This window comes from Frigoribacterium faeni, from assembly GCF_007988805.1.
In the GTDB taxonomy this organism is placed as follows: domain Bacteria; phylum Actinomycetota; class Actinomycetes; order Actinomycetales; family Microbacteriaceae; genus Frigoribacterium; species Frigoribacterium faeni.
In genome coordinates, this window is sequence record NZ_BJUV01000031.1 from 23,369 (window position 1) to 34,643 (window position 11,275).

Here is an 11,275-nt window from a genome sequence, read left to right on the forward strand (position 1 = left end):
AGCGAGTTGTGCACAACTGAGTTGTGCACGATGTGTTACGGTCGACTCATGTCCGACACCGCGCGCACCCCGTTGCTCGACGAGCAGATCTGCTTCGCCCTGTACAACGCCTCGCGTGCGCTGACGGCCCGCTACCGCGACCTGCTCGACCCGCTCGGCATCACCTACCCGCAGTACCTCGTGCTGCTCGTGCTCTGGGAGGACGGCGAGGTCGGCGTCTCGGCCATCGGCGATCGTCTGCACCTCGAGTCGGGCACGCTGTCTCCGCTGCTGCGGCGGCTCGAGGCGCAGGGGCTCGTCACGCGCTCGCGCGGCGGAGTCGACGAGCGCGCCGTGCGCGTCGGCCTGACCCCGGCGGGCGACGCCCTCCGCGACCAGGCCGCGGCGATCCCCGACAGCATCTGCGCCGCGACCGGCCTGCAGCTGGCCGACCTCGTCGCGCTGACCGACCAGATCGGCGGCGTCGCCGACCGGGTGCGCGCCGCCACCTGACCGGGCCGCCCGACGGGCCTCCACAGACCAGCACCATCGTCCCCCGAACACCCGCCCCGAACATCGAACAAGGAGCATCATGCCCACTCGCACCGCACGCACCGCCTGGAACGGAAGCCTCGAGACCGGAGAGGGCCAGGTCGAGATGACCAGCTCGAAGGTCGGCACCTACGGCGTCTCGTTCCCCAAGCGCGCCGCAGACGACGCCAACGGCTCGACCAGCCCCGAGGAGCTGCTCGCCGCGGCCCACTCCGCCTGCTACGCCATGCAGTTCAGCGCCGTCCTCGGCGCGGCCGGCGGCACCGTCGAGGCCCTCGACGTCAAGGCCGACGTCTCGCTCGGCCCGGACTCGGCCGGCGGCTTCAAGCTCACCGGCATCCACCTCACGGTCGCCGGCGAGGTGAGCGGCATCGACGAGGCCGCGTTCCTCTCCGCCGCCGACGAGGCCAAGGCGACCTGCCCGGTCTCCAAGGCGCTGACCGGTGTCGACATCACGCTCGACGCCACGTTCGAGAGCTGATCCGCGCCTCCTCGCGCACAGCAGAACCCCCGCGTGAGCACGGGACCCGACGGACGGGTCAGGTGCTCAGGCGGGGGTTCTCGTCTGCGACGTGCCGGCGGTTCAGCGACGCGGGTAGCGGCCGCCGGTCGTGCCGGCGCCTCCACCGCCACTGCGCTTCTTCATGATCTTGCCGACCACGAACGTGATGATCATCGGGGCGAAACGGCGGAGCAGGGATGCCATGGTGGTCTCCTGGAGTCGGGGGAGGTCGACGGTACCCGACCCGCGCCTCCTCGGCCTGAGCCCTGTACCCCGGCCTCGCTGAACGGACAGCGCCGCCGGACCCCGCGCCGGCGCCCGGCCCCGCCCGCGCGCCGCCGGGTACCGTTCCACCCCTCATGGACCGCACGCGCTGGATCTTCCTCGACCAACTGGGCCCGCACTTCGACGACGGCGGGCCGATGCTGCTCGTCGAGTCGCGGTCGTCGTGGCGGGGCCGCACGCTGCATCGCGCGAAGCTGCAGCTGATCCTGTCGGCGATCCGGCACCGGGCGCGCGACCTCGGCGACCGGGTCGACTTCCGTCAGGTCGAGCACTACTCCGAGGCCGTCGACGGTCGGGACGACCTGCAGGTGATCGATCCCACCTCGTACCGCGCCCGCCGGCTCGTCCGACGGGTCGGCGCCGAGATCCTGCCCAGCCGGGGCTTCGTCACCAGCGAGGCGGACTTCGCCGCGTGGGCGGACTCGCGGACCGGCAAGCGCCTCCTGATGGAGGACTTCTACCGCGGCGTCCGTGAGCGCACCGGCGTGCTGATGGAGGGTCGCGAGCCCGCCGGCGGCCGCTGGAACCACGACCACGACAACCGCGAGCGACCGCCGAAGGGCGCCGCCTCGCTCGGCCTGCCGCCGCCGCTCTGGCCCGCCGAGGACGACATCGACGAGGAGGTGCGGCACGACATCGCCCGCTGGGAGCGCGACGGGGTGGTCACCCTGGTCGGCGCCGACGCCCCGCGCCGGTTCGCCGCGACCGCCGCCGAGGCCGAGGCCGCGCTCGCCGACTTCATCGAGGTGCGGCTGCCCGACTTCGGACCCTTCGAGGACGCGACGCTCGGCGGCGACTGGACGATGGCGCACTCGCTGATCAGCGCGCCGATGAACCTCGGCCTGCTCGACCCGCGTCGGGTGATCGACGCCGTCGAGGCGGCCTACGTCGCCGGCGACGCGCCCGTCCGCAGCGTCGAGGGGTTCGTGCGGCAGGTGATGGGCTGGCGCGACTACATGTGGCACCTCTACTGGCACCTCGGCGAGGACTACGCGACGAGCAACAACGCCCTCGGCGCCCGGGAGGCGCTGCCCGACGTCTTCGCCTCGCTCGGACGCGACCCGTCCACCGGCGAGCCCACCGACGAGGCGGGCGAGCCCGTGCTGGAGGCGAACTGCCTCGCGGAGACCCTCGACGGTCTGCACCGGCACGGCTGGAGCCACCACATCCAGCGCCTGATGATCCTCGGCAACTGGGCGCTGCAGCGCGGGGTGCGACCCGACCTCCTCAACCAGTGGTTCATCGACATGTACGTCGACGGCACCCCCTGGGTCATGCCGGGCAACGTCGTCGGCATGTCGCAGCACGCCGATCGGGGCGTCGTCGCCACCAAGCCGTACGCATCGGGCGGCGCCTACATCAACCGGATGACCGACCACTGCGGCGGCTGCCGCTTCGACCCGAAGGTGCGCCTGGGGCCCGACGCGTGCCCGGTGACGGCGGGGTACTGGGCGTTCCTCGACCGTGCGGCGCCCGCGCTCGCCGACAACCCGCGCATGCGGCAGTCGCTGTCCGGGCTGGCGGGTCTGTCCGACCGGGAGGCGGTGGTCGCGCAGGAGCGGGAGCGCACCCGCTGGTGACCCGGTGCGCGACCCGAGTCGGACGCGCCCAGCGCGCCCCGGTTAGGGTGACAGGGTCCGCCGCGAAGCGAGTCGGCGGCTGAGGCAGGGGGAACCTCCATGCGCACCACCAGGACCACGAAGACGGCGATCACGGTCGTCACGTCGGGCGCCGTCGCGCTCACGCTGCTGCTCGCCGGCTGCACCGGATCGGACGACGACGCGTCGAGCGGCCAGTCCGACCCGAGCGGCTCGTCGAGCGCGAGCTCGTCGGGAACGGCCCAGGAGACCGGCGACCTCACCGGCGAGCTCGCCGTCACCACCTGCGCCGAGGCCGGCGAGGCGCTCGGCTCGATCATCGACGGGCTCGACCTGCAGGACGAGAGCACCGAGGCCGACGGCCAGCTGCAGTGCTCGTGGGCCAACGGCGCCGCCTCCGCGGAGGGCGAGATCGACCCGAGCGCGCAGGCGATCGTCGCCGTCGCCCAGGTGCAGGAGCTCGACGAGGCGACCATCACCTCGCAGAGCGACCAGATCGCCGGCACGGACGGCGTCACCGAGGTCGAGGACGCCCGCATCGGCGACATCGGCGGCCGCGCCTTCGAGCTCGAGGCCAGCCAGGAGGGCGTCAGCCTCTCCGGCGCGACGGTCGTCACGCCGAACGGACTGTTCGCCCTGTCGGCCACCGGAGCGGGCGACACCGCACCGCTCTCGCCGAGCGAGGCCCTCGACGCCACCCTTCTGCTGCTGCGCTGACGCGTCCGGCTGCACGCCGGCCGACCCGTCGACCGCAGCCGCTCCGCACGGGACCCCCGCGCCTCCTCGACTCCGAGGGGACCCGGGGGTCTCGTGCGTCCGCGGGGGAGCGAGGACCCGGTCTCGTGCGCCCGCGGGGGAGCGGGCGGGCGGGGCGGGCGGGTCAGCGGCCGAGCAGCTCGGTCATGTGGCCGGCGATGATGCGGGCGCCCGCGTCGTTCGGATGGATGCCGTCGGCCGAGAGCAGCGAGGACAGGTCGCCGTCGGCCGCCGCGTCGGCGGGCAGCGCGTCGCCGAGCGACACGAGCACCGAGCCGGTCCGATCGGCGACCGAGGTCACGGCGGCCTGGTAGTCGCTCGAGGTGCCCTGGCGGGCGAAGAGGTCGTCGAGCTCGGAGCTGAACTCGTCGATGACGACGACGGTCGGAGGCTCCGGCAGGGCCTTGATCCCCTCGACGAGGGTGAGGTAGCCGCTCTCGAGGTCGGCCGGGGTGGTGTCGACGGCGTCGTTGGCGCCGAGGGTGATCGTGACGAGGTCGGGCTGCGCCGCCTCGACCGTCGACAGGAACCCGTCGAGGTCCGCGGTGAAGGTCGCGACCGTCGCCCCCGAGTGCGCCGAGTCGAACAGCGTGACCCCCTTGTCGCGGTCGCCGTCGAACGCGGTGAACCCCTCGAGCACGACGCCGGTGGGCTCGTCGTCGGCGACCGTGATCGTGACGGTGTGCAGCGAGCTCTCGAGCCCGTCGACGCTGGTGACCCCGGCGCCTCCCGACACGTCGCTCGCGCCGGTCGCGCTGGTGTCGATCGTGCGAGGCTCCGCCCCGTCGATCGAGTAGTCGAACGAGCCGCCGCCGGGCGACCACCAGAGGTCGATGCCGGTGCCGCGCACGGGGTAGCTGATGCTCGAGCCGGCGGAGAGGTCGACGCTGCGGTAGCCGAGGCTGGGGGTCGTGAAGTCGGGGGAGACGTCGGTCTGGTCGGACTGCCACACGGCCCAGGTCGAGTCGGGCGGGTAGACGGCGAAGACGCCCGGACGGTAGCCGACGCCGCCGACCACGCCATCGACGGCGTAGCGCTGCTGCAGGGCGTCGCGGGTGAGGTCGATCCACCGGTCGTCGATCGTGGAGGCGCCCTGGCCCTCGGTGAGCGAGTCGCCGAGCGCGAGCCACCGGGCCGAGGCGGTGTCCGTCCGGGCGAGCGCGGCGTCCCACGCGGCCCACGGATCCGCCGTCGGGGTGGGGGCGGGCGTCGGGTCGCCGCTGCACCCCGCGACGAGCAGCGCGACGGCCGTGACGCCGACCGCGACGGCGCCGCGGAGCGTCCGGCGGGCCGAGGAGGCGCGGGTCATGACTCCGTCACCGTCCCGTTCTCGACGCGCCAGTGCCGGTCGAGTCGCACGCTCTCGAGCATGCGGCGGTCGTGGGTGACGAGCAGCAGCGTCCCCTCGTACGACTCGAGGGCCTGCTCGAGCTGCTCGATCGCGGCGAGGTCGAGGTGGTTGGTCGGCTCGTCGAGCACGAGCACGTTGACCCCGCGGGCCTGCAGCAGGGCGAGGCCGGCGCGGGTGCGCTCGCCGGGTGAGAGCTCGTCGACGGGGCGCGAGACGTGGTCGGCCTTGAGCCCGAACTTGGCGAGCAGCGTGCGCACCTCGGCCTGGGGCCAGTCGGGCACGAGGCCCTCGAAGGCCTCGGCCAGCGGCACCGTGCCGGAGAGCAGGGCCCTGGCCTGGTCGATCTCGCCGACGGCGATGCTGGCTCCGCGACTCGCGCCTCCTTCGGTGGGCTCCTGGCGGCCGAGCAGGCCGCGCAGCAGCGTCGACTTGCCGGCGCCGTTCGGGCCCGTGATGCCGATGCGGTCGCCGCCGTCGACCTGCAGCGAGACCGGTCCGAGCACGAACTCGCCCGTCGCGGGGTCGCCCTGGCGGAACACGGCGCCGCTCAGCGTCGAGACGACCGCGCTCGAGCGCGGGGCCGAGCCGATGGTGAACTCGAGCTGCCACTCCTTGCGGGGCTCGTCGACCTCGTCGAGGCGGGCGATGCGGCTCTCCATCTGGCGGACCTTCTGGCCCTGCTTCTCGCTCGACTCGGTGGCGGCCTTGCGGCGGATCTTGTCGTTGTCGGGGGACTTCTTCATCGCGTTGCGGACGCCCTGACTCGACCACTCGCGCTGCACCCGCGCGCGGCCGACCAGGTCGGCCTTCTTCTCGGCGAACTCGTCGTAGGCCTCGCGGGCGTGCCGCCGGGCGGTCTCCCGCTCCTCGAGGTACGAGTCGTAACCGCCGCCGAACACCCGGTTCGAGGCCTGCGCGAGGTCGAGCTCGAGCACCTTGGTGACGCAGCGGGCGAGGAACTCGCGGTCGTGGCTGACGAGCACGACCCCGCCGCGCTGGCCCTGCACGAAGCGCTCGAGCCGTTCGAGGCCGTCGAGGTCGAGGTCGTTGGTGGGCTCGTCGAGCAGGGCGATGTCGAAGCGGCTGAGCAGCAGCGCGGCGAGGCCGACGCGGGCGGCCTGGCCTCCGCTGAGGGCGGTCATCAGGGTGTCGGGGCCGACGGCTCCGTCGCCGTCGCGGTCGAGGCCGAGGTCGGCGAGCACCCCCGGGAGGCGGTCGTCGAGATCGGCCGCGCCGCTCGCCAGCCAGCGTTCGAGCGCGGACGAGTAGACGTCGGCGGGTTCGAGTCCGTCGGGGCGCGGGGCCGGGTCGGGGTCGCCGAGGGCGGCTGCCGCGGTGTCCATCTCGGCGGTGGCCTCGGTGCTGCCGGTGCGGCGGCCGATGTAGTCGGCGACGGTCTCGCCCGGTACGCGCTCGTGCTCCTGCGGCAGCCAGCCGACGAAGGCGTCGCCCGGGTTGAGCGTGATCGTGCCGCCCTGCGGCTCGTCGACGCCGGCGAGGAGGCGCAGCAGCGTCGACTTGCCGGCACCGTTCACGCCGACGACGCCCACGACGTCGCCGGGAGCGACCGTGAGGTCGAGGTCGTCGAACAGGGTGCGGTGGCCGTGGCCGCCGGCCAGGCCCTTGGCCACGAGTGAAGCGCTCATCGGGCCATTCTCGCGCACGGCGGCTGCGGGACGGGGCGGGTGCGCCGAACCCGACCGGAGCGGCCGCTTGCGGCTCCATGAACCCCGGAATGCACGCTCGTGCCGACCCATCCGTCGCGAATCGCACGGGCGGGGTCGCCCAGGAGCGCACCGCACAGGAGAGCCGGGGAGGTGCGGGTCGGGTCAGGTGCGCGGGGTGAGCATCCAGGGGGCGGTCGGCAGGCGCTCGCCCGTCCGGCTGAAGTGGATGGCCGCGTCGATGGCGCGGTCGCGGAGGGCGCCCTTGGACGGCGGTGCGCTCGAGACGGACGCGGGCGCGATCGGGCCGCCGGACACAGCGGCAGCCCCCGGTGTGCCCGGGTCGATCGTCTCGAACCAGGGACCGGTGGCGGTGTCGTCGGTCTGCAGCACGGTGACCGGCACGTCGGCGGGACGGAGGACGTCGAGGCCGGCGGTGCCGCGGCGGAACTCGATGCTCGACGGGATGTTGCCCTTCGGCCCCCTGATCACCGTGCGGATACGCTTCTCAGAAGGGTCCAGCACCTCGAACTGCTCGCGTTCCATGCGCCAGACGAGCACCGTGCGGCCCGGGACGGTCGCGGGGTCGGTGGCCAGGACGATGCCCTCGTGCGTCTCGGCGCGGGATCGGCTCGCGGTGCCGAGGGTCTGGCCGAGGTAGGCGGCGCCGGCGAAGGAGAGCAGGATCCAGATGGTGGGGGCGCCGGACAGGACCATGGGCACGCTGGCCACGCAGGTCAGGGTGATCGGCATGATGGTCGCGCGTACACGGTCGCGGAGGCGCCCGAACAGGAACGACGCCGCGAGCACGACCAGGGTCAGCGAGATGACCAGGGCGGGGATGGCCCCGCCGAACAGCGCCGCCGCGACTCCCAGCACGAATCCCATGACCGCCAGGGCGATGCGTGTCGACGTCGGCATCGTCACGGGGGTCGTCGAGGTCAACCGCCGGGGCTTGGTCTCGCTCGGTGTGACGGTGCGGTCTGTGCTCACGGAGTCCCCCTGTGCCGACGGTCGGCTGCTCGCCCGCCATCCTGGCACGAACCGGTCTGTCGGCGACGCGAGGACCCCGCCTGCGATGAGGATGCCGAAGATCGGGATCTGCCACTCCTGCGAGAGGCGGTTGTGGGAAATGGTCGTGTTCAGAGGAACCTGAGTGGCGATGGCGATGGCGATGACGAGGTCGAGAAGTCCCCTGGGTGCGGTCACTCGTCGCGCCTACGACGCCCCTCGACCACGCCGGAGGCGCTGGTCACCTTCTCGACGAGACCCGCGTCGTTCCAGTCGTACCGTCGCGTGCCCACCTCGTTCGTGGCGCCGACCAGTCGGCCGGCGGCGTCGTAGGCGTACTCGACCCGGCGGCCGTCGGAGGCGGTGAGAGTCGCGACCCGGCCGTCGACGTGGTCGATGTCGATCGTGCGACCCCGCGCATGGGTGAGGCGCGACGGCAGTCCGTCGGGGGCGCGGGTGACGCGGACGACGGTGCCCGCGCCTCCTCCGCTCGCCAGCCAGACCCCGGCGGGGAGAAGGCTCACCAGCCGCCGGTGTTGTCGCGGACCACCAGGAGCGTCTCGGCGCCCGTGTCCCCGAGACCGGGCAGGGTCGAGGCGACCTCGGCGGCCAGCCAGAGATTCTCGCCGACGGCGCGGTCCCACGAGCTGCCGAGCCGGGGGAACGTGACGACACGGCCGTCGTCCATCGTGAACGCCGCGCCCTCGAGTGTCTCCGTGTTCTCGACGGCGGTCGGTGTCGTCGTCGCCGGTGGTCGCGATCAGCGTCCGCCGGCCCCCACGCGTCTCGTGCTCGGCACGCGACGCGAACGCCCCCGTCACCCCGGAGATCGGGGGGACGGGGGCGTTCATCGGTGTTACGCGCCGCCGCCGGCGCTGAAGATGTTGGACGAGATGCTGTCGAGCTGGGTGCGGAGCTGCTCGAGCTCGGTCTTGGCCTTGTCGAGGGCGGCCTTGGTCTCGGGCCAGGTGGAGCCGCGGAAGGTGGCGGCGAGAGGGCCGTCCCAGACGTTCGGGTCGGACAGGATCCGGCCCTGGGCGTCGAGCTGCGAGATCTGGTCGGTGAAGCCGCCGTTGACGATCGACTGGACCTGTCGGATGGCGGTCTTGGCCTGCTCGGTGGAAAGTACGCGTGACATGGTGTTGGGCTCCCCTGTTTGGATTGGGCCCCTGCGCGAGACGCGCCCCCGGGGCTCGAACGATTCGACACTACCTCGTGTTAGTGCTCGGCGTGCAGGAATGACCGAACAGTCTGTCCCGACGTCCGGCGGGTCGACGTCGCCGTCACGGCCCGTTGCGCTGGCGAGAACCTCGTGTAGAGTCCCAACACCTAGCACGGCTAGGTTTTGACTCGAGGAGGCGTCATGACCGCGAACGGTCCCCGGAGTGAGACTGTGCTCACCCAACCCGTCAGCACGATCAAGGTGGGCAAGGGCTATCTGGCCGCGCTCGGCTTCGCCCAGTTCGGGCTCTTCGTCGCTCTGCTGGCCCCGGTGTTCGTCAGCATGCAGCTCAAGGCGCAGGAGCTCGCGCCCGACAGCCCCGAGACGCTCGTCGGTCAGGTGCTCCCGATCGGCGCGTTCGGGGCCCTGCTCGCCAACCCCCTGATCGGCGCCCTCAGCGACCGCACCCGGACGCGCTGGGGCCGTCGCCGCCCGTATCTGGTGGGCGGCGTCGTGCTGCTGACCGTCGCGCTCGCGCTGGTCGCCTTCTCGCCGAACCAGCTGTCGCTGACCCTCGCCTGGCTGCTCGCCCAGGTCGCCGCCAACGCCGTGCTCGCCACGCTCATCGCGAGCTTCGCCGACAACGTGCCCGAGTTCCAGCGGGGCAAGGCGTCGAGCATCATCGCTCTGGCGCAGAACGTCGCGATCCTCGCCGGGCTGTACCTCGCCGTGTATCTGGTCGGCAACCTGCCGGCGCTCTTCATCGCCCCGGGTGTGCTGGCGATCGTGCTGGTGCTCGTCTACGCGTTCGTCGCCCGCGACGACCTGCCCGAGTACACCATCAAGAAGTTCACCTTCATCAACCTGATCAGCTCGTTCTGGACCAACCCGATCAAGAACCCCGACTTCGGTCTCGCCTGGTGGTCGCGGTTCCTGATCACGCTCGGCACGTTCATGTTCACGACGTACCGCCTCCTCTACATGGAGAAGCACCTCGGCATCGAGGACGTCGCCGAGGCCACGGCCGCGGTCGCGTTCGGCGTGCTGCTCTACACGGTCGCCCTGCTGATCAGCGCGGCCGTCTCGGGGTACCTGAGTGACAGGCTCGGGCGGCGCAAGATCTTCGTCGCCGGCTCCACCGTCGTCTTCGCGGTCGGCCTGATCCTGCTGGCGCACGCCGAGACCGTCACCGGGTTCTACGTGGCCGAGATCGTGATGGGCTTCGCCTTCGGCATCTACGCGGCCGTCGACACGGCCCTCATCGTCGACGTGCTGCCCAACGCCGATCGCCCCGGCAAGGACCTCGGCGTCATCAACATCGCCAACGCGCTGCCGCAGTCGCTCGCCCCGGCGCTGGCGCTGCTGCTGCTCGGCGTCAACAGCGTCGACAACGACAACTACGTGCTGATGCTCTGGGGCGCCGGAATCGTGACGTTGATCGGGGCCCTGGTCATCATCCCGATCAAGCGCGTCCGCTAGCCCGGTTCGGGTCGATCGGCTCGGTCCGGGCCGGCCCGGACCGGGTCGCTCGGCTCGGCCCGGGTCGCTCGGCTCGGGCCGGCGTCGGAGCGGCGAGTCGAGCTACCGGGTGGCGATCGCGGTCTGCCAGACGAAGGCGACGTGGGCGGCCATGTCGGTGGTGGGGTCGAGCATCCACTGGAGCTGCATGCCGTCGCTGACCGCCATCAGCACGGCCGACAGGGTGTCGGCGTCGAGGTCGGGTCGGACCTCGCCCGACGCCTGTCGCTTCCGGATGCTCGTCGCCAGCTCGGCGCGGAACCAGACGTAGCGGTCGGCGAAGTACTCGTGGGCCGCGTGCTCCGGGTCGCTCGTGGCGGCCGTCGACATGCTGGCGAAGAGCTGGACGAGCCCCGGGGTCTCGGCGTTGTGCTTGATGACGGCGATGAGCTGGTCGACGACGTCGTCGAGCTCGCGGAACCGCTCGGCGTCGACCTGGTCGCGGGTCCGCAGGATCGCGGTGAAGAGGTCGTCCTTGCTGTCGAAGTAGTGCAGCAGTCCGGCCTGCGTCAGATCGACGGCCTCGGCCAGCTCCTTGACGGACGTGCCGCGGAACCCGTTGCGGGCGACCACCTCGAGCGCGACCCGCAGGATCTCCTCGCGCTTCGCGATCCCCTTCGCGTACGAACCCCGTTGTGCCATGAGGGCCAGGCTACCGGCCCGTCCCGCCGAGGAGGCGCGGCTCGGCCGAGGAGGAGGGGCCCGGGCACGCGCGATACGACCGAGGATGCTCGCCCCGAGGCACGCCTCGACCTGGTCGTGGTGCCGAGCACCACGGACGCCGTCATCGTCGCCGACCTCTTACGCATGGATGCGTAAGAGGTCCGGAGCGAGCACATGTCGCCGCGTTCCCGTTGACACCGCACGATCCCGCCCGCACCGCATGATCCCGCTGAC

At 72.2% G+C, this 11,275-nt stretch carries 13 protein-coding genes; 5 read left to right on the forward strand and 8 right to left on the reverse strand.

Features of this window, described 5'->3' with window-relative positions:
* The first annotated feature begins 48 nt into the window (after positions 1-48).
* Both FFA01_RS12850 and FFA01_RS12855 read left to right on the forward strand, forming a co-directional pair.
* Positions 49-492: a MarR family winged helix-turn-helix transcriptional regulator gene (locus FFA01_RS12850; RefSeq protein WP_146856583.1), complete on the forward strand. Its 444-nt coding sequence runs from the start codon at positions 49-51 to the stop codon at positions 490-492.
* A 79-nt stretch (positions 493-571) separates the two neighbouring features.
* On the forward strand, positions 572-1,012 hold the full coding sequence (locus FFA01_RS12855) for an OsmC family peroxiredoxin (RefSeq protein WP_146856584.1): 441 nt from the start codon (positions 572-574) through the stop codon (positions 1,010-1,012).
* Between the two features lie 102 nt (positions 1,013-1,114).
* Here the strand turns inward: FFA01_RS12855 and FFA01_RS16430 are convergent, their stop codons facing one another.
* A complete protein-coding gene (locus tag FFA01_RS16430) occupies positions 1,115-1,237 on the reverse strand; it encodes a hypothetical protein (RefSeq protein WP_259394116.1) in 123 nt (40 codons plus the stop codon).
* A 155-nt stretch (positions 1,238-1,392) separates the two neighbouring features.
* On the opposite strand from FFA01_RS16430, the gene FFA01_RS12860 reads away from it, so the two are divergent.
* Both FFA01_RS12860 and FFA01_RS12865 read left to right on the forward strand, forming a co-directional pair.
* Positions 1,393-2,898, forward strand: a complete 1,506-nt coding sequence (locus FFA01_RS12860; protein ID WP_146856585.1) for a cryptochrome/photolyase family protein — start codon at positions 1,393-1,395, stop codon at positions 2,896-2,898.
* A gap of 99 nt (positions 2,899-2,997) precedes the next feature.
* Entirely contained in the window at positions 2,998-3,633 is a 636-nt protein-coding gene (locus FFA01_RS12865) for a hypothetical protein (protein ID WP_146856586.1), read from the forward strand.
* 163 nt (positions 3,634-3,796) lie between these two features.
* Here the strand turns inward: FFA01_RS12865 and FFA01_RS12870 are convergent, their stop codons facing one another.
* The 6 genes from FFA01_RS12870 to FFA01_RS12890 all read right to left on the reverse strand — a co-directional run bounded on the left by FFA01_RS12870 (position 3,797) and on the right by FFA01_RS12890 (position 8,836).
* Positions 3,797-4,981, reverse strand: coding sequence for an SGNH/GDSL hydrolase family protein (locus tag FFA01_RS12870; RefSeq protein WP_146856587.1), 1,185 nt, complete (start codon positions 4,979-4,981; stop codon positions 3,797-3,799).
* Positions 4,978-6,669 (reverse strand): ABC-F family ATP-binding cassette domain-containing protein, encoded by a 1,692-nt coding sequence (locus FFA01_RS12875; protein WP_146856588.1) that lies wholly within the window; start codon positions 6,667-6,669, stop codon positions 4,978-4,980. The genes FFA01_RS12870 and FFA01_RS12875 overlap by 4 nt, the downstream gene beginning before the upstream one ends.
* A gap of 183 nt (positions 6,670-6,852) precedes the next feature.
* Positions 6,853-7,680 carry a hypothetical protein gene (locus FFA01_RS12880; protein ID WP_146856589.1) on the reverse strand — a complete coding sequence of 276 codons (828 nt, stop codon included), beginning with the start codon at positions 7,678-7,680 and terminating at the stop codon, positions 6,853-6,855.
* A 212-nt stretch (positions 7,681-7,892) separates the two neighbouring features.
* A complete protein-coding gene (locus FFA01_RS15975; RefSeq protein WP_167627379.1) occupies positions 7,893-8,222 on the reverse strand; it encodes an RHS repeat domain-containing protein in 330 nt (109 codons plus the stop codon).
* Positions 8,219-8,386 carry a hypothetical protein gene (locus tag FFA01_RS15980; RefSeq protein ID WP_167627380.1) on the reverse strand — a complete coding sequence of 56 codons (168 nt, stop codon included), beginning with the start codon at positions 8,384-8,386 and terminating at the stop codon, positions 8,219-8,221. Before FFA01_RS15980 ends, FFA01_RS15975 begins: the two co-directional genes overlap by 4 nt.
* Before the next feature lie 168 nt (positions 8,387-8,554).
* Entirely contained in the window at positions 8,555-8,836 is a 282-nt protein-coding gene (locus FFA01_RS12890) for a pyrophosphorylase (RefSeq protein WP_146856591.1), read from the reverse strand.
* Positions 8,837-9,091: 255 nt separating this feature from the next.
* Between FFA01_RS12890 and FFA01_RS12895 the strand changes: the two genes are divergently transcribed.
* Entirely contained in the window at positions 9,092-10,339 is a 1,248-nt protein-coding gene (locus tag FFA01_RS12895) for an MFS transporter (RefSeq protein WP_244289838.1), read from the forward strand.
* A 102-nt stretch (positions 10,340-10,441) separates the two neighbouring features.
* Here FFA01_RS12895 and FFA01_RS12900 read toward each other — a convergent pair whose 3' ends face one another.
* A complete protein-coding gene (locus FFA01_RS12900) occupies positions 10,442-11,020 on the reverse strand; it encodes a TetR/AcrR family transcriptional regulator (protein WP_182501156.1) in 579 nt (192 codons plus the stop codon).
* Positions 11,021-11,275: the final 255 nt, after the last annotated feature.